The following is a 25915-nucleotide window of genomic DNA, read 5'->3' as shown; positions in this document are numbered from 1 at the left end:
TCCGGCGGGTTCGGCATCGGCCTGACCGGATTCCCCGGATTCGGTATCGGCCTGCCCGGGTTCCTGGTAGTGGGACGGCTGCCGCAGGGGGCAGGGGGTCAGCCGGAGCGGGGGGCGTACATGATCACGGCCATGCCGGCCAGGCAGACCAGGGCGCCGACGACGTCGTAGCGGTCGGGGCGGTAGCCGTCGGCGACCATGCCCCAGGCGATCGATCCCGCGACGAAGATCCCGCCGTAGGCGGCGAGAATGCGCCCGAAGTCGTCGTCGGACTGGAAAGTGGCCACCACCCCGTAGAGGCCGAGCGCGATGACGCCGGCGCCGACCCAGATCCAGCCCTTGTGTTCGCGCACGCCCTGCCACACCAGCCAGGCACCGCCGATCTCGAAGAGAGCGGCGACGGCGAACAGGGCGACGGAACGAGCGACGGTCATACCGGCCGACCTTACCCGTGGATCATCGGAGCGCCGGCTTCGTGAGTACGGGCGTGGTACAGGCGCTGCCGGAGCGCCGCCGGCACCCGGGCCAGGAGCTGTGGCGGCCGGGCAGGGTCCGTGAGGCGCGGGACATGCGTGAGGTGGTCACCGGCCGGCCTCCCTGTCCTGCTGGCAGCGTGTGCAGTGGCGGGCCTGCGGCACGATCAGCAGACGTTCGCGGGTGAGGGGCTCGTGGCACAGGTGGCAGGTGCCGTACCTGCCCCGATCCATACGGGTGAGGGCGTCCTCGACGTCTGCGAGGACCATGCGGGCGGAGGCGGCGAGCTGGACGCGGACCTCGATCTGTGCGGTGGCCCGGCGGTCGGGCAGCGCGTCGGCGCGTGTCGTGGCCGCGGCTGCGGCCGACAGTTGTCGCAACTGCTCCTGCCGGAACAGCCGTTGCTCGTGCAGGTCCGCACGCAGTGCGGCCAGCTCCACGGCCGACAGCGGCAGGCCGCGGTCCTCGGCCGGCGTACGGGTGCCGTGGTCGTCGATGATCTGGTCGTTCACCGTTTCACCCCTCGTTCGGCGCGGGACACGGGGACAGGGCGGGTGGTGGCCGGGTGCGGTCGGGGGACGGTCGGGCGGGCGTCAGGCGCCGGCGCGTCGGCAGGAGACACAGAACCGCGTATAGGGCAGGATCTCCAGACGTTCGACGGGGATGGGCCGGGAACACCCCTGGCACAGGCCGTAACCGCCCTCCTGCACGCGGGCGACAGCCTCCTCGACCTGCCCGAGGACCGACCGGACGGTGTCTTCCTGCGCGGACATCACCTGCTCGTCCGCGTCCGGTCCGGCCTCGCCGATGGCCCGTAGCTGGGTGAGACGTGCGTTGCGTTCGTGTGCGAGGCGCTGCAGGGCCTCGTGCGCCGCCATCCGCTCAGGGCGGACCTCGGGCCGGGGCGTGTCGAGGGACATGACGGGACCTCTTTCTCCACTCCCCACGGCGCCGGGCGGCGTCGTACCGTGCCGTGCGGTGTTCCGCTGTGCCGTGAGGACCTTCCGGGTACGTCCCCACCGTGGCCGATCCGCCGCGTGAAACCCATCGGGCGCGGTACCCATCCTGGGCACGGTCCGGGCCCCATCGCGGCGTGGGCAGGGCAGACCCGGAGAATGGGCACCGGTACCCATCGACGGCGGGGCGCGCGGCGGGCAGGCTGGACGCAAGGCCCGGCGACACACCGGCCGCAGTTCACACCCGGGGTGCGCGGTGACCGACGGCAGGGGGACCGGACCGTGGCACACAGAGAAAGGCGTCACCCCGTTGTCCCTGTTCTGGCGGATCTTCGCGCTCAACGCGGTCGTGCTGGGCAGCGCCACCGCGTTGCTGCTGTGGGCCCCGGTGACGGTCTCCGTGCCCGTGGTGCTGACCGAGGCGGTCGTCCTCGTGGTCGGCCTGGCCGTGATGCTGGTCGCGAACGCGGCGCTGCTGCGGATCGGCCTGGCCCCGCTGGGCCGGCTCACCCGGCTGATGACCACTGTCGACCTGCTGCGCCCCGGGCAACGGCTGCCGGAGCACGGCCGCGGTGAGACCGCCGAACTGATCCGTACCTTCAACGCGATGCTCGAACGCCTCGAACACGAACGGGCCACCAGCAGTGCCCGCGTGCTGACGGGGCAGGAGGCGGAGCGACGGCGCATCGCCCAGGAACTGCACGACGAGGTGGGCCAGAGCATGACCGCGGTCCTGCTGGCGCTGAAACGCGCGGCGGACGCGGCCGACGAGCCCCTGCGCGGGGAGCTCCAGCAGGCGCAGGAGATCACCCGGGGGAGCCTGGACGAGGTACGCCGCCTGGTGCGGCGCCTGCGCCCGGGCGTGCTGGAGGATCTCGGCCTGATCAGCGCGCTGACCTCGCTGACCACCGAGTTCGCCACCCATTCCACCCTGCGCGTGGTGCGCCGCCTGGACCCCGGCCTGCCCGCGCTGGACCAGCGGACGGAGCTGGTGCTGTACCGCGTCGCCCAGGAGGCCCTGACCAACGCGGCCCGCCACGCCGAGGCCGACCGGGTCGAGGTGAACCTGCGCCACACCGGCCGGGAGGTCGCGCTGACCGTCGTCGACGACGGCCGCGGCACCGGCGGCGCCGCTGAAGGGGCGGGCATCCGCGGCATGCGCGAGCGGGCCCTGCTGATCGGGGCCACGCTGGACGTGACCTCGCAGCCCCGCGCCGGAACGCAGGTCCGGCTGACCGTGCCCGTCCTCAGGAAGCAGCCATGACGACGCCCGACACACCCGACACACCCGGCACACGCGCCGAACCCTCCAGGTCCGCCGAGCCCACCACGTCCGCCGAGCCCACCACGTCCGCCGAGCCCGTGATCCGTATCCTCCTCGCCGACGACCACGCGCTGGTACGCCGTGGAGTCCGCCTCATCCTCGACGGGGAGCCGGACCTCACGGTCGTCGCCGAGGCCGGGGACGGCGCCGAAGCCGTCGACCTGGCCCGCACCCACGAGGTCGACCTGGTGGTCCTCGACATCGCCATGCCCCGGATGACCGGGCTGCAGGCGGCCCGCGAACTCGCCGCGCTGAAGCCGGGCGTACGGGTGCTGATGCTGACCATGCACGACAACGAGCAGTACTTCTTCCAGGCGCTCAAGGCGGGCGCCAGCGGATACGTGCTCAAGTCCGTGGCCGACCGCGACCTGGTCGCCGCCTGCCGGGCCGCCATGCGCGACGAACCCTTTCTCTACCCGGGCGCGGTCACCGCGCTGATCCGCAACTACCTCGACCGGGTCCGGCACGGCGAGGAACCGCCCGACCAGGTGCTGAGCGCCCGCGAGGAAGAGGTCCTGAAGCTGGTGGCCGAGGGCCACTCCTCCAAGGAGATCGCGGAGATCCTGTTCATCAGCATCAAGACCGTCCACCGGCACCGGGCGAACATGCTGCACAAGCTCGGTCTGCGCGACCGGCTCGAACTCACCCGCTACGCGATCCGGGTCGGCCTCATCGAGGCGTGACGGTACGGCCGGAAGAACACGCGCAGCTCCTCCGCGTAGAGCTCAGGCTCCTCGAAGGGCGCGAAGGGCCGCCGCAGTCGCTCCACGCCCGGAGCTTCCCGACGATCCGGGCGGACCGGTGAGCGTCGTCTCCCGCGTCGGCCGGTCGAACGTGCCGGCCCAGTACGCGACGAGTTCACGGCGGTGGGCGACGTCGGTCCCGAGCCCCCGCCCGGCGTCCTCGGGCGCGTCCGGCCACCGGGTCGCACGCAGCCGCACGCAGCCGCGCGCAGCTCATCGAGCGCCGCCGGGCCGGCGGCGCTCAGGCGGCCAGCGCCTGCTCGACGCTGGGATGGCAGTCGATCAGCGTGTCCATCCCGACGATCTGCAGGATCCGCAGCACGGACTCCTGCGCACCGGCGATGCGCAGCCACCCCGCACCACCGGCCGTGGCCTGGTAAGCGCCGATGAAGACGCTGATCCCGCTGGAGTCCATGAAGGTCACACCGCTGAGGTCGACCACCGTCCGCGCCGCCGCCGCACCGTCCGGGACGAGCAGGGCGTCGCTGAGCACGTCCTTGACCGTGTGGTCGATCTCGCCGCGCACGGTCACGACACGGACGCCGTCGATCGCGGAATGCTCGACGGAGAGCCGGCCGGGCTGGTCCACGCTTTGGGAAAGGGTCACCGTCTCCTCGACTGCGGTCGTGTGTCCGGGCTCGCCCCGGTCGCCTGGTTTGCCCGGTCATTGTGCCCGAACGCAGCACCCGATGCACCCGGACGACTGTGCCGCAGAGCACACTTGTACGATGCATGAATGAGGGAACCGGGGGTATCGGAGCGCTCGTGAACGGGGAATGAGGGCGATGCCGGTGGAATCCCAGGGCGACGGCGAGGCCGGTGCGGGGACAGATGAAGACTTGATGCAGACCAGCTACGCCACACAGGGGGACGGCGGGAGCATCGCCGACGCCCGCCACCACGCCACCGCCTTCCTGGAGCGGGCCCGCACCGGTCGCGGCCCGACGATCACCGCCCGCGCGATGGACCTGACCCAGCTGGTGGTCAGCGAGCTGGTGACCAACGCCGGCAAGTACGCACCCGGCCCCGTCCTGCTCCAGCTGCGCCTCACCCGCGAGACGGTGGAGGTCACCGTGTGGGACAGCGACCCCACGGTCCCCGAAGCCCGGGTCGCCGATCCCGGCAGGATCGGCCAGCACGGCCTGGAGATCGTCAAGGCCGTCGCCCGGGACCTGGAGATCCGGAGGGAGCCGGTCGGCAAGCGGATCACGGCCCGCATCGCCCTGGCGGACCCCGCCCCCGCCACCACGCCCTGAAGCCCGTCGCCATCCGCCGCCACCCGTCGGCATCGCCGAAGCCGTCGACGGGACCGGCGGTTTCAGGGCCCGGCGCCGTCCGGTACCGCGGATGCCGGCCGTGCCGGTGGCGGGAGCGGCGGCAGCGGCGTGTGCCCGGGACGGGCGGCGAACGCCTGGATCACGAACCCCGCGAACCGCCGGGAGGCCGCAATCTGGCCGGCGCTCGACGCGGTGCGGATCCCCTTGTGGGCCATCAGTACGAGGACGAGGTCGTCCATGACGAAGTCGGGGCGCAGGTGCCCCGCCTCCTGGGCCCGCCGGGCCAGTCCGGCGACGGCCCGCACCGTGTACTCACGACTCTCGGCGGCATCCTCCGTCCCCGGGAACATCGACATGAAGACCTCGGTGAAGCCGCGGTCGTGCGCGTGCAGTTCGCAGATCCGCTCGATGACCAGGCAGAAGCCCCGCCACGGATCCGGATCGGCGCACCCCTCGTCGACGATGGCCCGGCACGCGCGCACCTGGTCCGCGAAGACCGCGGTGACCAGGATCTGCTTGGTCGGGAAACGCCGGTACAAGGTGGCGGGCCCGACCCCGGCGCGCCGGGCGATCTCCCGCATCGGTACGTCGAGGCCACGGGCGGAGAACAGCGTGCGGGCCGCGTCGAGGACGCGCTCGCGGTTGTCCCGCGCGTCGGAACGCAGGTCCGGGGACCGGGAGGGCCGCGTCGGAGGGGGGTGAGGCAAAGGGTCGGTCACCTCTCTCACTTTAGCCAAGTGGACGGGGGCGTCCGTTACGGTCCGAGGCCTGGGAGCGGCTCCGCACGAGACGGGTCCGCGAAGGTACGAGCACGAGGAGACGCCGGTGAAGGCGATCGCGATCCAGAGGTACGGAGCCCCTGAAGGGCTGGCCGTCATCGACCTGCCGGTCCCCGCACCCGCTGCCGGACAGGTGCTGATCGCAACGGAGGCGGCGGGGGTGGGCGGAGTCGACACGGTGATCCGCAGCGGTGCGCTGGCCGCGTACGGCTTCAAGGAGGGGTTCGTTCCCGGCAGCGAGATCGCGGGCACCGTCACCGCCGTCGGTGACGGCGTCGATGCGTCGTGGATCGGCCGGCGGGTGTGGGCGTTCACCGGCACGGGTGGCGGCTACGTCGAACAGGTCGCCGTCCCGGTCCGGGAGGCCGTCCCGCTGCCCGCGGACCTGTCCGCCGCCGACGCCGTGACGCTCGGCACCTCCGGGGCCGTCGCCCACTTCGCGCTGGCGCACGCGCACTTCGCCCCCGGCGAGACGGTCCTCGTACGCGGAGCGGCCGGCAGCATCGGCATCATGACGGTCCAGCTCGCGGTTCGCGCGGGCGCCGCGGCGGTGGCGGTCACCACGTCGTCGGCCGAACGCGGCGACCGTCTGCGGAAGCTGGGCGCGACCCGTGTACTGGACCGGTCCGGCAGAGACGACGGTGTCCCTGGCGGTGGCGGTGGCGACGGCAGTGGCAGTGGCAGTGACGGCGGCACGGAAGATGCTCCCGCGGGCTACGACGTGATCATCGACATCGTGGCTGGCCATGACATGCCGTCGTTCTTCGACCTGCTCAACCCGAACGGCCGCCTGGTCGCCGTCGGCGTGGTCGCCGGACAGCCGCCGGCCGACTTCGGCACGAAACTGATCACCGCGTTCCAGAGGTCGCTGTCCTTCGCCACCTTCAGCGCGGACACCGTCGCCGCGGCCGACCTCCGTGCCGTACGCATCGAGCAGTTCGCCGCCGCGGGCCGCGGTGAACTGGCGACGGTGGTGCACGAACTCCTGCCCCTGGAAGAGGCCGTCCTGGCCCACCGGAAGATGGACGCGGGCGAGGTCTTCGGCCGGATCGTGCTGACGCCGTAGGCCCCGGCTCGTCGGCAACGGCGGCCTTTCCGCGCGGGAACGGGCGCGTCGCTCATCGACGGCGTGCGGCCCACACCATGCGCTCCGTGCGTACGGTCAGGTCCTCGGTCGGCAGGATTCCGGCGACACCGCCGCGTATACGGCGCAGGTGTGCGGCGGAGGTGTCGACGGCGGTCACCTGCGCGCCGGGGAGACGCTGGAGCAGCGCGAGGGTTCCGGCCCCGGTCCCGCAGCCGAGGTCCACGATGTGGCAGGGACCGCCGGCTTCGACGGGCAGCCACACCGTGACGGAGGCGAGGCGCTCGGCGAGCACCTCCGTTTTCTGCGGCGCCGGCCGAGCCCCGCCCGCGTGAGCGGGAGCAGGGGCTGGAGCAGCCGGCACGGGCGCCTCCCCCGTGCCTCTCCGGTGCTTCCTCAGCGCGGTGCGCGCTGCGCGTTCCCGCCGTCCTCGTTGCCCTGGTGGCCGCGGCGGGCGTCTCGGTCGAAGATGCCCAGGATCTCGCAGGGTCCGCCCTCGGCGCCGAGGGCGTGGGGGAGCATCGTGGGGAACTCGGCGGCCTGGTTGGTCTCCACGCGAAAGCGCCGGTTGCCCAGCAGCAGGACCGCGGTGCCCGAGAGGACGACGAGCCATTCGCGGCCCGGATGGGCGCGCAGGCGCGCGGGGTTGTCGGGCGGCGGATCCGTCATGCGCTGGCGTACGACCGTCATGCCGGGATCCGCGCGGATCGGCCAGCGCATCGACCGGTGGACCGAGTCGATCATCGGGCTGGAGACGACATCGTCCGTCGCCGTCTCCACCAGCTGGTCGAGCGAGGTGTCCAGCGCCCGGGCCAGGGTGACGAGCTGGTCCAGCGCGAGACGCCGCTGCCCGTTTTCGATGCGGCTGAGCGTGGAGGGACTGAGCCGGGCGCGGGTGGCCAGCTCGTCCAGGGACCAGCCCTGTGCCAAGCGCAGTGCACGGATCCGTTTACGTACCAGGCCGTCCAGCTCGGCATTGCCTTGCGTCATACGCAAGATCATATGCCTTGTGCGCAAAGCGTGCCTGGCGTGATCGCACCACGGGCCGCCCGTGAACCGCCGACGACCGCACCCTCCGGGACCGTCCACGATCCGCGCCGGCGACGCGCCGTCCTCGCGCCCGGCACACCGGCCCGCGCACGCGGCGGAACCCGCCGGCACCCCCGGGCGGCCGGACCGGGAAGCTGCCCGAGTGGGACCCGCGGCCCGGGGGCGGACGTCACGGCCGGGACGACGCGTCGAGCGAGACCAGCATGCGTACCGCGTCCCGCAGACCCGTCGGGCGCAGCAGTCCGTCCGGCGCGCCGCGGCCCCAGCCGGGCCCGCACAGCAGCACCGGGCTCTGTCTGCGGGCTCCGCGGATGCCCCACCGGGTCGCGGCGATGTGCTGGGCGAGCGGAAGGTTGGCGGTCGAGCGCGACTGGCTCCACAGGGCGACCGCCGCGGGGCCGACGCGCCGCACGGCGCTGTCCACGGCCTCGACCGGAACCGCCCCGCCGAGCATCAGCGTCGGCACGCCCGCCTCCGCCAGCGCGGCGTTGAGCGCCTCGAGCGGCAGCGTGTGCTGCTCGTCGGGCAGGCACGTCAGCAGGACGGGGGAGGCGTCCTGCCCGTGCCGCGACGCGACCGAGGAGACGTACACGTGCCGCAGGACGGTGGAGACGTGCCAGGACAGCAGGTGCTCGACCTCCACATAGCGGTCGCCGGAGGACTCCCACTTGCGGCCGGCCGCCCGCAGCGTGGGTGCCATGACCTCCTCCCACGCCGCCACGAGACCATGGGCCCGCACCGAGGCGGTGAGCTGTTCCTGGACGGCCGACGCGTCGAGCCGTACGGCCGCCCGGGCCAGCCCGCGGCACTCCTGACGAGCGATTCCCGCGGGCAGCGTGCCGGACGCGCCGGGGGAGTGGCCGCCGACGGCCGACGGCACGGACGGGGCCCGCGGCGCCGGCGCGTCGCGTCCGTGCGCCGCCGTGCCGCCAGGTGGCCCCGGAGCGTCGGCGCTCTCGCCCCGCGCCCGTTCGAGGACGGCCCGCGCGGCCTCGGCCGGAGGTACTCCCGTGGCGGTCAGCCTGCACATCTCGCGCAGCATGGCCACGTCCTGCGGCGACCACCGGCGCTGCCGGCCGTCCGCCCGCACGGCCGGCCCCAGTCCGTACCGGCGGTCCCAGGAACGCAGGGTCGTCGGGGACACGCCGAGCGTGCGCGCCAGGAAGCCCGTCGTGACCCCCATGTCGGCCGGTTCCGCCGGTTCCGCCGGCTCGCGGTCCCTCATGTCCATCGGGCGCCGTCCGGCATCAGCTCTGCCTCGTTTCGCACGCTGTGCGGACTCTCGGCAGTCCGCATGGCTCGCATGATCTTCTGTCGCACAGGGACGAACGGATGCGCTCAGAAAACATCGGGCTGTGGCACGTGCGGCTGTCACCCGGCCGGCCGGCCGGGGCAGGCCGGGACGGAGCGGGGCCGGGCGGCTCAGCCAGGGAAGCGTCCCGTCGAGCGCAACTGCCAGCGGCGTTCCGCGTAGGCCAGGTCGTCGCGCCACAGCCGTCCGGCGGCGGCCCGTACGAGTGGTCGCAGTACCGGTGCCATCCTGCGGGCGACGGCGAATCCGGTGCGGTCCGACGCCGCCACGACGGCCTCCACCACCGCGGTCCGCGGCCTGCCGCGGTCGTCGGAGCCGAGCGGGGTCGCATGCGTCTCGACGACCGAGCCCTGCCCCTCGCCCTCCGTGATGTGCATGACGACGGTGCGGGGCTCGGGTGCGGTGAACACCGCCCGTACCGGTACGACGAGACGCCCGGCGAGCTTGAAGGAGACATCGACGGCGAAGCCGTCCGCCGGTGCTGCCCCCGCCTCCGTGCCCCCGGTGCCCTCCGTCGCCGGGGGAGTGTCGACGACGGTCAGGTCGACGAAGGAGTACGGATGGAACCAGGCCCCGTGCCAGGGGTCCAGCCGGTTGGCCACGATGTCCTGCGGCTCGCACGTGCCGAAGCCCACGTACACGGCCGACACCGCGTCCGCCGGGGCGGGCCGCGCCGGCACCACCGGTGCGTCCAGGGGCGGTTCGCCGCCGATGTCGTCCAGGCGCACCCAGACCAGGATGCCGTCGTCGTGCACGGGCAGGGGCTCCCAGCCCGCGAACGCCGTGCCGCGCAGGGCGAGTCCGTGCCAGTGGCAGACCAGGGTGCCGCAGCGCACCGGGCTGTCCCGGAGCGGGGCGCCCAGGTGCGGGCAGACGCCGGGGCCGGCGACCAGTCGGCCGCTGTCGTCGCGCCAGACGACGACCTCCCGTCCGCCGACGGTCCGGGCCAGCGGCCGGTCGTCGCGGACGCTCCGGCTGGAGCCGACGACGAACCAGTTGCCCGAGGGCCGCGCCTGCGCCCGTTTCAGGGCCTCGGAGATCACCGCCGGGCGGGCCTCGCGCCAGGTCGGGCGCTGCCGTTCCCAGGCCACCGGGTTCTTGCGCAGCGACAGGGGGAACCGCCCGCGACGGACGGCGCGGTCGGCACGGCCGGGACGCCCGCGATCACGGTCGGGGCTCACGCGATCTCCTCCTGCAGCGACGTGGGAGCGGGGGAGGCCCCGGCGGCAGCGGGCCTCCCCAGGGTCGCCGGGGGCGGCAGTTGAGGGGGCACGGGCCGCACGGTGTGCCGCTCGCGCGTCCCGGCCCGGGCGGCCAGCAGGCGGACGAGCCCGTCGACGGCCACCGCGGCGCGCCGGCGCCGGGGGACCACGGCCCGGCGGTGCAGTACCGAGTGGCCGTCGTCGGCGACGGCGTCCAGGATGCCGCCGTACAGCACGAAGGCCGTGCGGATGCAGGGACGTGCCACCGGGTCGAGCATCGCGAGCCCGGGTGCCGCCTCGCGGTAGACACCGCGGGTGAGGTCCTCGGCGGCCTTCAGCGCCCCGGTGATGCGCGGGTCGCGGCGGCCGGTGGAGCGGCTCCACGTCAGCAGTTCCCGGTCGACGCCGTGCGCGCCGAGCAGGTCGGCGGGCAGGTAGACGCGTCCGCGGTCGAGGTCCTCGCCGACGTCGCGCAGGAAGTTGGTCAGCTGGAAGGCGACGCCCAGGGCGGCCGCGTGCGGGGCGGCCTCCTCGCGCGGGACCACGGTGCCGAGGATCGGCAGCATCTGCAGCCCGATGACCGCCGCGGAACCGTGCATGTACGCGCGCAGGTCGTCGTACGTCGGGTAGTCGGTGACCTCCAGGTCGCTGCGCATCGACGCCATGAAATCACTGAAGTGCCGGTGGTCGATGTCGTACCGCCGGGCCGTGTCGGCGAGTGCGAGGACCACGGGTTCGGTGCTGTCCCCGTCCCTGAGGCCCCGCTCCAGGTCCTCGTGCAGACGGGCGAGGTCCGCCGCGCGGCGCCGGGCCGGGATGTCCTGGTCCAGGTCGTCGACGATGTCGTCCGCCCAGCGGGCGAAGCCGTAGAGGGCGTGGACGGCGGGACGCCGCTCCACGGGCAGCAGCCGGGTGGCGAGGAAGTAGGTCCTGCCGTGCCGGGCGTTGAGCCGGCGGCACCGGGTGTAGGCGTCGCGCAGGACGGGCTCGGTGATGCCTGCCGCGTCGAGTTCGCGGACGGTCATCGGCGGTTTCCTTCCGGTGCTGTGGGTGCTGTGGGTGCTGTGGATGTCGGCGCTGTCGGTGTGGTCGGCACGGTGAGCGCGGCCGGTGCCGCCGGTGCGGCGCGTCCGCGCCTCGGGGCGGGAGCCGTGTGCCGCCCGGTGATCCGGGCCGCGGCGAGCTTGCCGGACAGCAGTACGGTCGGGACGCCGACGCCCGGCGTGGTGCCGCAGCCGGCGAGTACGGCGTTCTCGGTGCCGCGGACGAGGTTGCGCGGCCGGAACGGACCGGTCTGCGCGAAGGTGTGGGCGGCGGAGAAGGGCGTGCCCGCCGCGTGTCCCTGGGCGTGCCAGTCGGCCGGTGTGACCAGGGTTTCCTCCTCGATCGCGTCGGCGAAGCCGTCGAACCCGCGCTGCTCCAGCTCCCGCAGGACGCTGTCGCGGTAGCGCGGGGCGAGGTCGCCCCAGGCGGCGGCGTCCGGTCCGATGTCGGTGTTGGGGCAGGGGGCCAGGACGTAGTGGAGGTGGCGGCCGGGCGGGGCGAGGGCGGGGTCGGTGGCGGTCGGACGGGTGATGAGCAGCGAGGGGTCGCTCATCAGGTCGCCGGTGCGGGTGAGTTCGTCGAAGGTGCCGTGCCAGGCGGCGCCGAAGGACAGCGTGTGGTGGGCGAGTCCGGGCCAGGTCCGGTCGGTGCCGGCGTGCAGGACGACGGCCGACGGCGCGTGCCTGATCCGCAGGGGCCGGCGCGGTGTGTGGCCGAGGAGGCGGTAGGCGACCGGCAGGTCCGGGGTGAGGACCACGGCGTCGCACGCGATGCGTCCCTGGTCGGTGACGACGGCGGTGACGCGGTCGCCCGAGCGCTCCAGCCGGGTGACGTCCTGCCCGAAGCGCAGGTCGGCGCCCGCCTGAGCGGCGGCGTCCGCCATGGCCTGCGGCAGGGCGTGCATGCCGCCGCGCGGGAAGTACACGCCGGCGACGGTGTCCATGTAGGCGATCATGGCGTACGCGGCGAGGGCCTGCTTCGGCGGGACCCCGGCGTACAGCGACTGGAAGGAGAAGACCCGGCGCAGTCGCTCGTCGCGCAGGTACCGCCCGATCCGCGCGTCCAGCCGCCCGAAACCGCCGAGCGCCGCCAGCCGCGCCAGGTCGGGAGTCAGCAGCTGGAAGGGCGAGTCGAAGTTCGTGTCGATGAAGTGCCGCATCTGCGCCCGGTACAGCTGTTCCAGCCACCGGCGCAGCCGCCGGTAGCCCGCGGCCTCCGAGGCCCCCGCGAACCGCTCGACCTCGGCCTCCATCGCCTCCGCTCCGGTGTGTACGTCGATGCCGCTGCCGTCGGCGAAGAGCGCCCGGTAGGCCGGGTGCAGGGGGATCAGGTCGACGCGGTCGCGCAGGTTCCCGCCCACCGCGGCGAAGGCCTCGTCGGCCAGGTCGGGCATGGTCAGCACGGTGGGGCCGGTGTCCATGCGGTAGCCGCCGCGCTCCAGGCGTCCGGCGCGGCCCCCGGGCAGGTCGTCGCGTTCCACGACGGTGACCCGGCGGCCCGCGCCGAGCAGGTGCAGGGCGGCGGCGAGACCGGAGAGCCCGGCGCCGACCACCACGACATGGTCCGTACGTCCGGGGATGTTCCTGGTCATCGGACAGCCCCCTCGGCACCCGCGGCGAGCAGGAACGAGGTGTGCGTGCCGTCGTCCTGCGTCCCGGGCGGTGGGGCCTCGCCCGGTGGGGCCCCGGCGGGTGCCACCGGTGCGGCCGCCGCGGACGACGGGGTGGCGGGGGTCGTGCCGGCCGTGGCGTGCAGCAGGTCGCGCAGCCGCTGCCGGCCCTCCGGCTCCAGCGGGACGGACTGCAGGTGGCGCATGCCCTGGGTGACCAGCCGTTCGATCCTTGCTTCGACGACGGCGCGGGCGCCGGTCGTGACCAGCACGTCACGGACCTCCTCCAGACGGCTGTCGGACAGGTCGGCGCGGCCGAGCGACCGCCGCAGCACGGCCAGGCCGTGCCGGTCCCCGGTCGCCTCGGCCCGGGCCTGCGCCAGGGCGACCAGATAGGTGGGCTTGCCCGCGCGGATGTCGCCGCCCACGGGTTTGCCGGTGCGCCGGGGGTCGCCGAAGACGTCGGCCAGGTCGTCGCGCAGCTGGAAGGCGATGCCGACGCGCCGGCCCGCCGCGCACAGCGCCTCGCCGCGCGCGGGGTCCGCTCCGGCGAGCGCGGCGCCGAGCGCCAGCGGACGCTCCACGGAGTACAGGGCGCTCTTGAGGCAGGCGGCACGGATCGCGCGGGCCAGGGAGCGGGAGGCGGTGGCCTGGCCGTGCAGGTCCAGGTACTGCCCGGCCACCATCTCGGTGCGCATGGCGCTCCACAGGTCGCGTACGGCCACCTGCGCCGTGCCGACGGTCGCCACGAGGTCGTCCGCCCAGGCCAGGGACAGGTCACCGGCGAGGATCGCCGCGGCCTCGCCGAACCGCGGACCGAGCGCCTGCGGCACGGTGTCGGCGTACTGGGCGGCGACGTCCACGTGCAGGGCGGGCCGTCCCCGGCGCAGCCGCGCGTCGTCCATCACGTCGTCGTGGACCAGGGCGCCGGTCTGGATCAGTTCGAGGGCCGCGCCGACGCGCAGGGCGGCCTCCGCCTCGCGCGGGCCGCCACCGCAGGCGCGCAGGGCCCACCACACGAACCGGGAACGCATGCGCTTGCCGCCGTCCAGGGTGAACCGCGCGACGCGTTCGGCCAGATCGCGGCCGAACACCGGGTCGAGGGCACAGGCCCGCTCCACCCGTTCGGCCAGATGGTCCTCCAGGACACGCCCCACGGCCGCGGACACATCACTGTCGATGACGTGCAGATCGTCCATGTCCGGCGGGGACTGCGGGAAGCGGGGATCCTCCATGAGCCTGCCCGGACCGGGGCGGCCGCCCCCGGGGCGCGCGGTGCCGCCCGCGCAGCCGCGTACGCCGCCCGCGGAGCCGCGCGTGTGCTCGGAATGCGGGGGCGGGGGCTCCGGATGAGGGCCGGAGGCTGCCCCGGCCACCGAGTGGTCCTTCGCCTCGCTGGAGCGCATCCCGGGTCCTCTCGTCGCGATCGCATATGTGTCTGACTGAACGCTTTCCTCGGCAGAGGCACTCATGGATGCGCCGGACGGGCGACAACGTGCGATCAGTTCTCGGCCGGCGGGAAGTGATGCAGAGACGATGCAAGTTGTTGCACCGCTTTCGGTTCTCGCAGGGTGAGGGGGCAGGAGCCGCCCCGGCGGCCGACGACCGACCGACACCCGTGGGGTGGGCGAAGAGGGGTACCCCCGCGGAATGCACCGAGCTCAGCCCACACGAGGAGCAGACATCATGTCCGCACAGCAGGTCACGGAGCAGGCCCTGGACGACATCCCGCTGTGGGCTCCGGCGGAGGAGCACCTGGCCGACGAGGAGCTCGCCACGCGGTTCGCGGAGGGTGACGAGGAGTGCCTGGCCGCCCTCTACCGCCGGTGGGGCGCCCTGGTGTACACCCTGGCGCAGCGCTCCCTCGGGGACGTCCGGGAGGCGGAGGACGTCACGCAGACGGTGTTCCTGGCCGCGTGGCGCGGACGTGCGGGATTCGCCCCGGACCGGGGCGCCCTGGGTGCCTGGCTCGTCGGCATCACCCGCCGGAAGGTCGCCGACGCGCTGTCGGCGCGCACCCGGCGGGCGCACCTCGTCGCGGCGGCCGGGGCCAGGATGTCCGTCGCGCCCACGGACCACGACGCCCAGGCCGCCGTGCTCGACCGGGTCCTCCTTGGCCACGAACTCGCCAAGCTGCCGGACGCCCAGCGCCGCGTGCTCACCCTCGCCTTCTACGACGACCTGACGCACACGCAGATCGCCGAACTCACGGGCTGGCCGCTGGGCACCGTCAAGAGCCACGCCAGACGCGGCCTCCACCGGCTCGGCAACTGCCTCCAGGACGACGGCGTACGAGGTCACGTGGAGTGACCGCCGCACCGGGGTGCCGAGCCGATCCGCTGCAGAAACGATGCGGCGAAACAGCGGGCCGATTTCCCGCCGACCGGTCCGGCGGCACCGGCCGGACACGCACCCACCGCCGGACACACCCACCGCCCGGCCCTGTCGCCCCGCACGACCCCTGCCACCCCTCCCGGTCCGCGCATCGGCCGCCGGCTCCTGCATCCGGGGGCGGGGCCCGGCCCGTAAAGGGGCTGACACCGACCGGCCCTCAGCTCCCTCGAACGCGGGCACGGTGACAGGGTCCCTAGGCCTGCGCGTCAGGCCGTGAGGAGGTGACGGTGTGGCCGACCAACGGGCGCCGTGCCACATTCCGAACGCGGAACTCGCCGTCCACGCCCTCGACGGCGGCCGGACCGCGTGGAGCGCTCCCGCCGCCCGTCACCTGAGCGTGTGCCCTCTGTGCCGCGAGCGGCTCACCGCCTACGAACGCGTCGTGGAGGCCGGCCGTCTGACCTACCCGGGCGACGTACTGCAGGCGCCGTCCCCGAGGGTGTGGGACCAGGTGCGGGCGCATGTGGCCGCCGACCGCGCACGTACCCCGCCGGGTCCGTGCCCGGCCGTCCGGAACCTGCTGCTGCGTGCCGGGCGCCAGGTCCTGCGGGGCGCGTCCGCCGTGCTGCGGGTCCTCTTCCGCCGGCTCGTCCGCCCCCGCCGTCCGCGGACCTGAGCCGAGGACCGAGGCCGCCCGCACTCCACCCCGTGCGACAACCTGGCCGTACCTGCATCCGCGCGGGCCCCGCGGAGGGAAGGCTTTCGACAGGTCACCGGCCGGCCGCGCACCGCCGGTGGGACGCGCAGGGAGGGAGCGGTTCGTGCTGGACGCCGAGGTGGCCATCGTGGGCGCGGGAGCCGCGGGTCTGTCCCTGGCCCACCGGCTCGCCCGCCCCGCCCCCGGGGCGCGACGGGTGCCGACGGTCCTGGTGGACGCCCCGCCCGGCCCGCTCCGCCCGCCCGGCCGGACGTGGTGCTTCTGGGAGGAGGGCCCCGGACCGTACGACGCCGCCCTGACCGCCTCCTGGCGGCGGCTGCGGGTCCACACCCCCGCGGGCCGGCCCGCGCAGGACGACATCGCGCCCCTCACCTACAAGATGCTCCGCTCCGACGACTTCGAGCGCCTCGTGGCCCGCGATCTGGCGCGCGGCGGCGACGTCCGCCGGATCGAGGCGACCGTCGAGACCGTGGACGGCATCACCGACGGGGCCGAGATCCGCGCCCGCGACGACCGGGGCCGCCCCGTGACGGTGCGCGCCCGCTGGGTCTTCGACTCCCGGCCGCTGGGCAGCCTGCCGACCGCCCGTACGACCCTGCTGCAGCACTTCCAGGGCTGGTTCGTCCGCACCGGCGAGCCGGTGTTCGACCCCGGCACGGTGGAACTGATGGACTTCCGGGTCCCGCAGCCCGAGCGCGGACTCGCCTTCGGGTACGTCCTGCCCACCGGCCCGCGGGAAGCCCTGGTGGAGTACACCGAGTTCTCCGGTGCCGTGCTGTCCCGGTCGGCCTACGACCTCGCCCTGCGCCGTTACGCCGACGACGTGCTGCGGCTCGGCGACTTCGAGATCACCTCGACCGAGACCGGCGTGATCCCCATGACCGACGCGCGCTTCGCCCGGCGGTCGGCGCCCTCGGTCTTCCGCATCGGCGCCGCGGGGGGCGCCACCCGGCCGTCCACCGGCTACACCTTCTCCGCCGTGCAGCGCCAGACGCGAGCCGTCGCGGACGCCCTGAGGGCGGGCCGCCACCCGATGCCCCCGCCCGCCCACTCGGCCCGCTCGCGCGCCATGGACGCGGTGATGCTGCGGGCCCTGGACAGCGGACGGGTCGACGGTGCCGCGTTCTTCGCACGCCTGTTCACCAGGGTGCCGATGGAGCGGCTGCTGCGCTTCCTCGACGGCGGCACCCGCCTCCACGAGGACCTCTCCCTCGGCCTCCGTACGCCCGTCCTGCCCATGCTCCGCTCCGCAGCGGAGCTGTCCTGGCTCCCCCGCAGACCCTTCCCCGGGCCCTGACCACCGGCCCGCCCCGGCCCCGCCCAGGCACGAAGGAAACCCGTGCACCCGACCCCGACCTCGAACCCGAACCCGAACCCGAACCCGACCGAGGAGACCGTATGACCCTGCTGCGCGACGAGGATCTGGCCGCCGCGTTCGACCACGCCTCTCGCAGCTACGACACGCTGGTGGCCGCCAACCCCGGCTACCACGCCCACCTGCGCCGCTCGGTGCGCCGGCTGGGCCTCGCCGACGGCGGCACCGGCCTGCGCGTGCTGGACCTGGGATGCGGCACCGGTGCCTCGACGGCCGCGCTGGCCGCGGTCCTGCCCGGTGCCGAGATCACCGCGGTCGACGCCTCCGCGGGCATGCTGGAGCGCGCGGCGGCCAAACCGTGGCGGGACGGGGTGAGCTTCGTACGGGCCCCCGCCGAACGGCTGGCGGAAGCGGGCGTACGCGGACCGTTCGACGCGGTGTTCGCCGCCTACCTCTTCCGGAACGTCGCCGACCCCGACGCGGTGCTCTCCTCCGTGCGCGAGGCACTGGCCCCGGCGGGCCGGCTGGCGGTGCACGAGTACACCCTCAGCGGCCGGTCCTCCCACCGCGCGGTGTGGACGGGCGTGTGCCGGGGCCTCGTCCTGCCCGTCGCCACCGCGCTGGGCGACGGCACCCTCTACCGCCATCTGTGGCGCAGCGTCGTGGAGTTCGACACCGCGGGCGACTTCGCCGCCCGGGTCCGCGCGGCCGGCTTCCAGGACGTCCGGGTGCTGCCCCTGCCCGGCTGGCAGACCGGCATCACCCACACGTTCGTCGCCCGCCGCCCGGGCACCGCGGCGGAGGCCGACCGATGAGCGTGCCGCGCGGGCCGATGACCGTCTCCCGGCGTCCGGTCGCCGAGCCCCGGCGGCCGGACGCCGCCCGGCGCGGCAGGGACCGGCGCGCCCGCACGATCCTCCCCGCGCCGGGCGCGCCGCGCTTCACCGGCGACCGCCCCATGACGACCGCCGTCGTGGGCGGCGGCATCGCCGGGCTGGCGGCAGCCACGGCCCTGGCCGAACGAGGCGTACGGGTCACGCTGTACGAACGGGAACCCACCCTCGGCGGACGTCTGGCCGGCTGGCGGACCGGTCTCTCCGACGGCAGCACCGTGACCATGAGCCGCGGTTTCCACGCCTTCTTCCGCCAGTACTACAACCTGCGCGGACTGCTGCGGCGTACCGATCCGGGACTCGACCGTCTGCGCGGACTGCCCGACTATCCGTTGCGGCACGGCAGCGGCCTGCACGACAGCTTCCGGCACGTGCCGCGCACCCCGCCGTTCAGCGCCCTCGGATTCGTCGCCCTGAGCCCCACCTTCGGGCTGCGGGACCTCGTACGGATGAACCCGGTCGCCGCACTGCCCCTCCTCGACGTCCGCGTCCCCGAGGTGTACGAGCGGCTCGACGGCGTCAGCGCCCACGACTTCCTCGAGTCGATCCGCTTCCCCGAGGCCGCCCACCACCTCGCGTTCGAGGTGTTCTCCCGGAGCTTCTTCGCCGACCCCCGCCGGCTGTCCGCGGCGGAGATGGTGCTGATGTTCCACATCTACTTCCTCGGCTCCTCCGAGGGCCTGCTCTTCGACGTACCCGACGAGCCCTTCCCCACCGCCCTGTGGGAACCGCTCGCCGGCTACCTGGACGGCCACGGCGTCGACCTGCGCACCGGCACCTCCGTCGAGACGGTCGACCCCACTGCGGACGGCGGCTTCCACGTCGCCACGGGCACGGACGAACGGCGCCACGACACGGTCGTCCTGGCCCTGGACGCGGGAGGTCTCGGCGGCCTCGTCGCACGCTCCCCGCTCCTGGGCGACGCCGCGTGGCGCGGGCGGACGGCCCGGCTGCGCACCGCGCCGCCGTTCCTCGTCTCCCGCCTGTGGCTGGACCGCCCCGTCGCGGCCGACCGGCCCGGCTTCCTCGGCACCAGCGGGTACGGGTCCCTCGACAACGTCAGTGTGCTGGAGCGCTGGGAGGGGGAGGCGGCCCGCTGGGCCTCCCGCACCGGCGGCTCCGTCGTGGAACTGCACGCCTACGCCCTGTCCGACGACGCGGTCCGCGACGTGGAGCAGAAGCGCCTGCTGGAACGGCTGCACCAGGTGTACCCGGAGACGCGTACCGCGAAGGTGGTCGACGAACGCCACGAGTGGCGGGCCGACTGCCCGCTGTTCCCCGTCGGCGGATACGCCGACCGTCCCACCGTCCGCACCCCCGACCCCGGACTGGTGGTGGCCGGCGACCTGGTCCGCACCGAACTGCCCGTGGCGCTCATGGAACGCGCGGCCACCAGCGGTTTCCTCGCGGCCAACGCACTGCTGGAGCGCTGGGGGGTCACGGGCCAGACCCTGTGGACCGTCCCCGACCGCGGACGCAGCGCCGTACTGCGCCGTCTCGCGCGGTTCGGGTGACGCCGGGCCCGAAGGGGTACCCGACCGGCCCATGCCGACTGCCGACGGACGCAGTCGACTGCCGATGGACGCATACGGAAAGGGCGCTGGGATGCGTATCGATCTGACGGGCCGCACGGCGTTGGTCACCGGCTCCACCCAGGGCATCGGGGCGGCGATCGCCGCCGGTCTGGCCGGGGCCGGCGCCCGTGTCGCCGTCAACGGCCGGAACGCCCGGCGTACCGAGGAGAGCGCGGCCGGGCTCGCCGAGCAGGTGCCCGGCGCGGACGTGGTGCCCGTGGCGGCGGACGTGACCACGGAGGAGGGCGCCGCGCAGGTCGTGGACGCCCTGCCGCGGGTGGACATCCTCGTCAACAACTTCGGCATCTTCGGGTCCGCGGACCCGCTGGAGATCACCGACGACGAATGGCGGCGCTACTTCGAGGTCAACGTCCTGGCCGCCGTGCGGCTGATCCGTTCGTACCTGCCGGGGATGACGGAACGAGGCTGGGGGCGGGTCCAGAACATCGCCAGTGACTCGGCCGTCGTCATTCCCGCGGAGATGATCCACTACGGCATGTCGAAGACCGCCCTGCTCGCGGTCGGCCGGGGATTCGCGAAGCAGGCGGCGGGCACGGGCGTCACGGTGAACTCGGTGATCGCGGGCCCCACCCACACCGGCGGCGTCGAGGACTTCGTGTACGGGCTCGTCGACCGGGACCTGCCGTGGGACGAGGCCCAGCGCGTGTTCATGCGGGAGCACCGGCCGCAGTCACTGCTGCAGCGGCTGATCGAACCGGAGGAGATCGCCAACATGGTCGTCTACCTCAGCTCCGACCAGGCGTCCGCCACCACCGGGGGCGCGCTGCGCGTCGACGGCGGATACGTCGACTCCATCCTGCCGTGACACGCGCCCGGCCGTACGGGTCCGCCCCCGCCGCCCCCGCCCGGCGGCGGTGAGGGCGGAAGGCGGCGACGGCGACGCGGCGGGCTACCTCACGGTGATGCTGCCCACGAGGTCGAGGTCGGCGACCGAACGCCCCGCGTAGACCGGGACCCGGCCCGCGGGAGTCACCCAGCGGGCCCTGTCCTCGTTCCAGTAGGAGAGCGCCCGCCGGCTCACGGTGACACCGGCGGTCCCGCGCTCGCCCGGCCCCAGGTCGACGCGGGCGAAGCCGACGAGCGTCCTGGCCGGGGTGTCCGTCCTGGTCGGCAGGTGGCCGATGTAGACCTGGACGACGTCGGACCCGCTGCGGCGGCCGGTGTTGCGGACCCCGACCGTGACCTCGGCGGCCGCGTCCCCGCGGCCCAGGCCGCGCACGCGTGCCCCCTCGTACCGGAAGGAGGTGTACGACAGGCCGTGGCCGAAGGGGAAGAGGGGCTCGGCGCGGTGCTTGACGTACCACTTGTAGCCGACGTGGATGCCTTCGTCGTACGTGATGCCGTTGGCGTCGTCGTCGTTCTTGGCGCCGGTGTAGGTGGTGGGTCCCTGGTGCTCGTCGGCGGGGAAGGTGACCGGGAGACGGCCGCCGGGCTCCGCGTCGCCGTAGAGCACGTTGGCGATACTCGTGCCGGTCGCCGCGCCCTGGTACCAGGCCTGCAGCACGCCCTTCACCTTGCCGAGCCACGGCATGAGCACGGGGCCCGAGGTGTTGAGGACGACGATCGTGCGCGGGTTGACCGCGGCGACGGCTTCGACGAGCCGGTCCTGGTCGCCGGGCAGGGAGAGGTTGTCGCGGTCGAAGGCCTCACCGGTGCAGTTGTTGACGAACACCACCGCCGCGTCGGCCTTCCCCGCCGCCGCGACGGCGGCCGGTATGAGCGACTCGGGCTGCCAGCCCAGTGTCATACCGGGACCCCGGAAGCCGGCGTCCCTGGTGCTGTACTCGACCGTGATGTCGACGGCCCTGCCGCCGGTGAGATCGACGACACCACCGATCGCGCTCTCCTTGGGGCCGAAGAAGGAGTCCCAGAGGAAGCGGGACTCGTCGAGGAGGGTGACGCCGTCCACGACGATCTTCGCGGCGCCCGCCAGCAGGGTGGAGATGCGGACCGGGCCGGTGGCGGGCGGGGTGATGCGGCCGGTCCAGCGGGCCGACCACCTGGCGGGCAGACCGCCGACCGGATTGCCGCCGCGGAAGTCGATGTTCGCCGTCGTGGTGGTGGTGAGCGGGCTGCCGGAGAGGTCCTCGCCCGCGTGGAAAACGGCGCGCAGGCCGGGCCCGCCGTCGGGTGTGGTGAAGACGGAACCGGGGATCGTGGGCAGGGCGACGTCACCGAGGCTGCCCTGGGAGAACAGGATCCGGGAGGGCCCGGCCTTGGCGGTGACGGCGTCCAGTGCCGTGGTGAAGTCGCCCGGATCGACGTACGAGGAGCCCTCCACGCCGGTCGTGGTGTCCTTGCCCGCCGGGCCGATCACGGCGACGGTCGTCTGCTTCGACAGGGGCAGCAGCCCGCCCTCGTGCTTCAGCAGGACGGTGGCCCGCTCACCGGTGATGCGGGCCAGGGTCTGGTGCGCCGCGGTGGTCACCACGTCGGCGGGCCCGTCCGGCAGCGGGTTGTCGTAGGCCCCGGAGGCGAACAGCGCGTACAGGATGCGCCACGCGGCGTCTTGGGTGCGCTCCCGCGGGATCCGGCCGTCGGTGAAGGCGGCCTTCGGGGTGTCGGGGATGAGGGCGGCGGAGTCGACGCCGGCGTTGATCTCCGCTACGCGGTCCCCGGACGGGTGGTAGTCGGTGCCGAGATAGCCCTTGAGCCCCAGGTCGGTCTTCAGGGCGCCGATCAGGTGCGGGTTCTCGCAGGCGTACACCCCGTTGACCCTCGGGTAGGAGCCCATGACCGACAGGGCCCCGCCGTCCCGGAGGGTGTGCTCGAAGGCCGGGTAGTGGACCTCGCGCAGGGCCCGCTCGGAGACCTTCACGTCGAGGGTGTTGCGGCCCTCCTCCTGGTTGTAGACGGTGAAGTGCTTGATCTGCGCGATGACGTCGTTGCTCTGGAAACCGCGGGTGACCGCCGCCCCGATCAGACCGTTGACCAGGGGGTCCTCGCCGTACGACTCGGCCTCGCGGCCGTTGCGGGGATTGCGGTCGATGTCGACGGTGGGGCCGAGCAGCACGTTCCAGCCCTTGCCACGCGCCTCGGCGCCGATGGCGGCGCCGTAGCGCTCGGCCAGGTCGGTGTCGAACGTCGCCGCCAGCGCGTTGGGGGCGGGGAAGGCCGTCACGCCGGTGTCGCCGCGCAGGCCGTCGGAGGCGTCCACGCGGGTCATGGCCGGGATGCCGAGGTGTGCCAGGGGCTCGAAGTCGGCCACCTCGACGGCCGTGACGAGCGTGATCCGCTCCTGGAGCGTCATGGCACCGAGAAGGGCGTCGGCCCTGCGGGCGGCGGACTTCTTCCGGTCGCGCCACGGACGGCCGGCCGCGGCCGGACCGGCCGGGGTGGCCGGCGGTGCGGCGGCGGCCGTGGTGGGGAGGCCGGCGGTCAGCGCCGCGGCTCCTCCCAGGGCGGCTACGGACACGGCCACGGCTTCGCGCCGGGACATACCTCTGGGACGGGTCACTTCACACTCTCCTTCGATCCTTCGAGCGGTGGCGGATGCTCTGTCGCGAGGCGGTGCGTGGTGGACGGAACGAGCGGCGTCAGGCGGCGGTGTGTTCGAGGTCGCGGGTGTCGAGGTGGTGCAGACCGGGGCCCACGGACAGCGGGGCGTGCCCCGGCAGTTCGACCACGCCCCGGCAGCCGTCGGGGACCGTGACCTGCGCGGTCATGCCCGAGTCCGTCATGCCCGGGTCGGTCAGCTCCCAGGAGACGGCGGCGCGGCCGTACGGCGTCTCGTGCTCTGCCCGGGCCCAGGTGATGCCGCCGCCCGGCCGGGGCCGGAACCGCAGGGTGCGGTAGCCGGGGGAGGCGAGGTCGAGGCCGGCGACGACGCGGTGCATCCAGTCGGCGACGGCACCCAGCGCGTAGTGGTTGAACGACGTCATCCCGCCGGAGTTGAGCGTGCCGTCGGGAAGGAGGCTGTCCCAGCGCTCCCAGATGGTGGTCGCGCCCATCGAGACGGTGTAGAGCCATGACGGGCACCCGGTCTGGGTCAGCAGCCGGTAGGCCACGTCCAGGTGCCCGGTGTCGGTCAGCGCGTCGCAGATCAGCGGGGTGCCTACGAAGCCGGTGGCGATGCGGGCGTCGTCCTGGAGCACCAGCTCCGCGAGGCGGTCGCCCGCCTGCCGGCGCTGCCGGTCGTCGTCCAGGAGACCGAAGACCAGAGCCACCGAGTACGCGGTCGGGGCGTCGCTGGTCATCCGGCCGCCGGGCAGCACATGGCGGGCCCGGAAGGCGCGGGTGACGTCGTCCGCGAGACGCCCGTACCGCTCGGCGAGTTCCGTGTACCCGAGTTCCCGGGCCGACCACTGCAGGTGGCGGGCGGAGTGCGCGAAGTAGGCGGTGGCCACCAGGTAGCGGTCGGTGCGGCCGCCCGCCGGGTCCTCCGGCGGGGCGATGGGGTCCAGCCAGTCCCCGAGCTGGTGCCCGGTGTCCCACAGCCGGCTCTCCCCGGCCAGCCGGTCCATCAGGTCCACCCACGCCCGTCCCATGGGGAAGTGACGGCGCAGCAGTTCCAGGTCGCCGAACCGCTGGTACAGCACCCACGGGGTGAGGGTGGCGACGTCGCCCCAGGCGGCACCGGGCTGGATCGGCGTCCACTGCGGGCCGCCGGGGATGACCGGCACGTACCAGGGGACCGTTCCGTCGGGGAGCTGCTCGACGGCGACGTCGTCCAGCCAGGAGTCGAGCATGCCGGCGCAGTCGTACAGGAAGGACGCGGTGGGGGCGAAGACCTGGATGTCGCCGGTCCAGCCCAGGCGTTCGTCGCGCTGCGGGCAGTCGGTCGGGATGTCGACGAAGTTGCCGCGCATGCTCCACACGACGTTCTCGTGCAGCCGGTTGACCATCGGGTCGCTGCACTCGAACCGGCCGGTGCGGGTCATGTCGGTGTGGTAGACCCGGGCCGTCACGTCGTCCGGGGTCAACCCGCCGGGCCAGCCGCTGACTTCGGCGTAGCGGAAGCCGTGGATCGTGAAGCGCGGTTCCCAGGTCTGCGCGCCGGAGCCGTCGAGGACGTAGGTGTCGGTGGACGTCGCCCCGCGCAGGGGCCGGGTGGCGAGTTCGCCGTCCTGGAGCACCTCCGCGTGGCGCAGGACGACCGTGGTGCCGGCGGGTCCGTCGACGGTGATGCGCAGCCGGCCGACGAGGTTCTGGCCGAAGTCCAGGAGGTACCGGCCGTCCGCCTTGCGGGTGACGGTCGTGGGCGCGATCTCCTGGGTGCAGCGGACGGGGGCGCCCTTGGGCGCGATCAGGGTACGGGGATCGCGGGTCCGGGTCGCGACCGCGGTCCACGCCCCGGCCTCGTCGGCCCCGCCTCGCGGGGTGGACCAGGCGGTGTCGTGCAGGCGTGCGTCGAAGGTCTCGCCCTCGTAGAGGCCACTGGACAGGACGGGCCCGGGCGCGGCCTGCCAGGAGCCGTCGGTGGCGACGACCGTCGTGGTGCCGTCGGTGTGGGTGACCTCGAGCTGGGCGAGGAGGGACTGGTCGCTGCCGTAGAGGTCGCGGTGGCCGCCGTCGAAGCCGATGTGGCCGCGGTACCAGCCGTCCCCGAGCCAGGCACCGATGGTGTTGGCGCCCGGCACGAGGTGCTCGGTGACGTCGTAGGTGTAGTACCGCAGGCGCTCGCCGTACACGGTCCACCCGGGCGAGAGGATGTCGTCGCCGACCCGGCGGCCGTTGATCTCGGCCTCGTACACACCGTGGGCGGTGACGTACAGCCGGGCCCGGCGCACCGGGGCGGCCAGGGTGAAGTTCCGGCGGACGCGGGCCGGGCGCCGGTCGGTGCCGGGGTCCTCGGCCCAGGCCGCGCCGACCGGGACGGCGCTCCAGTCGGCCGCGTCCAGGAGCCCGGCCTCGACCGTGCTCGGCTCGCTCCAGCCGGACGGGTCCGCGGCCCCGTCCACCCACACCCGTACACGTACGCCGACCCGTTCACGCGAGTCGAGGGGCTCCCCGGGCCAGGGCACGAGGACCTGGTCCGCCCGGGCCGTCCGGCCGGTGCGGTGCGGGACGCCGCCCCGGTCGAGTTCGATCTCGTAGGCGTCCTGGACGGCTGCTCCCCGGGGGAGACGCCAGCTCAGGCGTGGTCGGGCGACACCGGTACCGAGCCCGTCGGGCAGGTGCTCGAAGGTGACCGGGGCAGGCTGAGAGGACATGGGTGGGGGACCTTCCATGGATGCGGGTGCGGACGGCCGGCGCCGGGCCGGGGC

The 25915-nt window shown here is 74.0% G+C and carries 24 protein-coding genes; 10 read left to right on the top strand and 14 right to left on the bottom strand.

The genetic code is table 11. The annotated features are described in order from the left end of the window. Nucleotides 1–98: 98 nt before the first annotated feature. The 3 genes from QFZ75_RS02215 to QFZ75_RS02205 all read right to left on the bottom strand — a co-directional run bounded on the left by QFZ75_RS02215 (nt 99) and on the right by QFZ75_RS02205 (nt 1394). Complete coding sequence (locus QFZ75_RS02215; protein WP_307533536.1) at nt 99–434, bottom strand: YnfA family protein; 336 nt, start codon at nt 432–434, stop codon at nt 99–101. Between the two features lie 147 nt (nt 435–581). After that, the gene (locus QFZ75_RS02210; RefSeq protein WP_373465798.1) at nt 582–986 is read right to left on the bottom strand and encodes a TraR/DksA family transcriptional regulator; all 405 of its coding nucleotides are present in this window, start codon (nt 984–986) and stop codon (nt 582–584) included. An 81-nt stretch (nt 987–1067) separates the two neighbouring features. After that, nucleotides 1068–1394 carry a TraR/DksA C4-type zinc finger protein gene (locus QFZ75_RS02205; RefSeq protein WP_307533535.1) on the bottom strand — a complete coding sequence of 109 codons (327 nt, stop codon included), beginning with the start codon at nt 1392–1394 and terminating at the stop codon, nt 1068–1070. A gap of 346 nt (nt 1395–1740) precedes the next feature. On the opposite strand from QFZ75_RS02205, the gene QFZ75_RS02200 reads away from it, so the two are divergent. After that, nucleotides 1741–2694, top strand: coding sequence for a HAMP domain-containing sensor histidine kinase (locus QFZ75_RS02200; protein WP_307533534.1), 954 nt, complete (start codon nt 1741–1743; stop codon nt 2692–2694). Then, nucleotides 2691–3437: a response regulator transcription factor gene (locus QFZ75_RS02195; RefSeq protein ID WP_307533533.1), complete on the top strand. Its 747-nt coding sequence runs from the start codon at nt 2691–2693 to the stop codon at nt 3435–3437. Before QFZ75_RS02200 ends, QFZ75_RS02195 begins: the two co-directional genes overlap by 4 nt. A gap of 301 nt (nt 3438–3738) precedes the next feature. Here QFZ75_RS02195 and QFZ75_RS02190 read toward each other — a convergent pair whose 3' ends face one another. Then, entirely contained in the window at nt 3739–4104 is a 366-nt protein-coding gene (locus tag QFZ75_RS02190; protein ID WP_307533532.1) for an STAS domain-containing protein, read from the bottom strand. Nucleotides 4105–4339: 235 nt separating this feature from the next. On the opposite strand from QFZ75_RS02190, the gene QFZ75_RS02185 reads away from it, so the two are divergent. Then, nucleotides 4340–4753 (top strand): ATP-binding protein, encoded by a 414-nt coding sequence (locus QFZ75_RS02185; RefSeq protein WP_307533531.1) that lies wholly within the window; start codon nt 4340–4342, stop codon nt 4751–4753. A gap of 62 nt (nt 4754–4815) precedes the next feature. Here QFZ75_RS02185 and QFZ75_RS02180 read toward each other — a convergent pair whose 3' ends face one another. Further along, on the bottom strand, nt 4816–5493 hold the full coding sequence (locus QFZ75_RS02180; protein WP_307533530.1) for a TetR/AcrR family transcriptional regulator: 678 nt from the start codon (nt 5491–5493) through the stop codon (nt 4816–4818). Nucleotides 5494–5599: 106 nt separating this feature from the next. Between QFZ75_RS02180 and QFZ75_RS02175 the strand changes: the two genes are divergently transcribed. Beyond that, nucleotides 5600–6619, top strand: a complete 1020-nt coding sequence (locus tag QFZ75_RS02175; RefSeq protein WP_307533529.1) for a zinc-binding dehydrogenase — start codon at nt 5600–5602, stop codon at nt 6617–6619. A gap of 52 nt (nt 6620–6671) precedes the next feature. Here QFZ75_RS02175 and QFZ75_RS02170 read toward each other — a convergent pair whose 3' ends face one another. The 7 genes from QFZ75_RS02170 to QFZ75_RS02140 all read right to left on the bottom strand — a co-directional run bounded on the left by QFZ75_RS02170 (nt 6672) and on the right by QFZ75_RS02140 (nt 14260). Continuing rightward, complete coding sequence (locus QFZ75_RS02170; protein ID WP_373465797.1) at nt 6672–6932, bottom strand: trans-aconitate 2-methyltransferase; 261 nt, start codon at nt 6930–6932, stop codon at nt 6672–6674. 101 nt (nt 6933–7033) lie between these two features. After that, nucleotides 7034–7627: an XRE family transcriptional regulator gene (locus QFZ75_RS02165; RefSeq protein ID WP_307533528.1), complete on the bottom strand. Its 594-nt coding sequence runs from the start codon at nt 7625–7627 to the stop codon at nt 7034–7036. Nucleotides 7628–7856: 229 nt separating this feature from the next. Then, nucleotides 7857–8870 carry a MerR family transcriptional regulator gene (locus QFZ75_RS02160; protein WP_307533527.1) on the bottom strand — a complete coding sequence of 338 codons (1014 nt, stop codon included), beginning with the start codon at nt 8868–8870 and terminating at the stop codon, nt 7857–7859. A 239-nt stretch (nt 8871–9109) separates the two neighbouring features. Continuing rightward, nucleotides 9110–10180 (bottom strand): DUF5914 domain-containing protein, encoded by a 1071-nt coding sequence (locus QFZ75_RS02155; protein WP_307533526.1) that lies wholly within the window; start codon nt 10178–10180, stop codon nt 9110–9112. After that, nucleotides 10177–11226, bottom strand: a complete 1050-nt coding sequence (locus tag QFZ75_RS02150; protein WP_307533525.1) for a phytoene/squalene synthase family protein — start codon at nt 11224–11226, stop codon at nt 10177–10179. The genes QFZ75_RS02155 and QFZ75_RS02150 overlap by 4 nt, the downstream gene beginning before the upstream one ends. Next, nucleotides 11223–12836 carry a phytoene desaturase family protein gene (gene crtI / locus QFZ75_RS02145; protein ID WP_307533524.1) on the bottom strand — a complete coding sequence of 538 codons (1614 nt, stop codon included), beginning with the start codon at nt 12834–12836 and terminating at the stop codon, nt 11223–11225. Before crtI ends, QFZ75_RS02150 begins: the two co-directional genes overlap by 4 nt. Further along, nucleotides 12833–14260: a polyprenyl synthetase family protein gene (locus tag QFZ75_RS02140; protein WP_373465796.1), complete on the bottom strand. Its 1428-nt coding sequence runs from the start codon at nt 14258–14260 to the stop codon at nt 12833–12835. The genes crtI and QFZ75_RS02140 overlap by 4 nt, the downstream gene beginning before the upstream one ends. A 280-nt stretch (nt 14261–14540) precedes the next feature. Here QFZ75_RS02140 and QFZ75_RS02135 point away from each other — a divergent pair, with 280 nt between their 5' ends. The 6 genes from QFZ75_RS02135 (at nt 14541) to QFZ75_RS02110 (ending at nt 20514) form a co-directional block, all read left to right on the top strand. Continuing rightward, on the top strand, nt 14541–15164 hold the full coding sequence (locus tag QFZ75_RS02135) for a sigma-70 family RNA polymerase sigma factor (protein ID WP_307533523.1): 624 nt from the start codon (nt 14541–14543) through the stop codon (nt 15162–15164). A 313-nt stretch (nt 15165–15477) separates the two neighbouring features. Further along, complete coding sequence (locus QFZ75_RS02130; protein WP_307533522.1) at nt 15478–15864, top strand: hypothetical protein; 387 nt, start codon at nt 15478–15480, stop codon at nt 15862–15864. 145 nt (nt 15865–16009) lie between these two features. Continuing rightward, complete coding sequence (locus tag QFZ75_RS02125) at nt 16010–17203, top strand: lycopene cyclase family protein (RefSeq protein WP_307533521.1); 1194 nt, start codon at nt 16010–16012, stop codon at nt 17201–17203. A gap of 101 nt (nt 17204–17304) precedes the next feature. Beyond that, nucleotides 17305–18036, top strand: a complete 732-nt coding sequence (locus QFZ75_RS02120) for a methyltransferase (RefSeq protein ID WP_307533520.1) — start codon at nt 17305–17307, stop codon at nt 18034–18036. 17 nt (nt 18037–18053) lie between these two features. Next, complete coding sequence (locus QFZ75_RS02115; RefSeq protein ID WP_307544182.1) at nt 18054–19628, top strand: FAD-dependent oxidoreductase; 1575 nt, start codon at nt 18054–18056, stop codon at nt 19626–19628. A gap of 91 nt (nt 19629–19719) precedes the next feature. Then, nucleotides 19720–20514: an SDR family NAD(P)-dependent oxidoreductase gene (locus QFZ75_RS02110; RefSeq protein WP_307533519.1), complete on the top strand. Its 795-nt coding sequence runs from the start codon at nt 19720–19722 to the stop codon at nt 20512–20514. An 84-nt stretch (nt 20515–20598) separates the two neighbouring features. Here the strand turns inward: QFZ75_RS02110 and QFZ75_RS02105 are convergent, their stop codons facing one another. Together QFZ75_RS02105 and QFZ75_RS02100 are read right to left on the bottom strand one after the other, a co-directional pair. Then, on the bottom strand, nt 20599–23166 hold the full coding sequence (locus tag QFZ75_RS02105) for a glycoside hydrolase family 3 protein (RefSeq protein ID WP_307533518.1): 2568 nt from the start codon (nt 23164–23166) through the stop codon (nt 20599–20601). Between the two features lie 79 nt (nt 23167–23245). Next, the gene (locus tag QFZ75_RS02100) at nt 23246–25861 is read right to left on the bottom strand and encodes an alpha-L-rhamnosidase (RefSeq protein WP_307533517.1); all 2616 of its coding nucleotides are present in this window, start codon (nt 25859–25861) and stop codon (nt 23246–23248) included. Nucleotides 25862–25915: the final 54 nt, after the last annotated feature.

Source organism: Streptomyces sp. V3I8 (genome assembly GCF_030817535.1).
GTDB lineage: Bacteria > Actinomycetota > Actinomycetes > Streptomycetales > Streptomycetaceae > Streptomyces.
The sequence above is the reverse complement of the archived record's forward strand: the minus strand, read 5'-3'. Positions and strand labels throughout refer to the sequence as shown.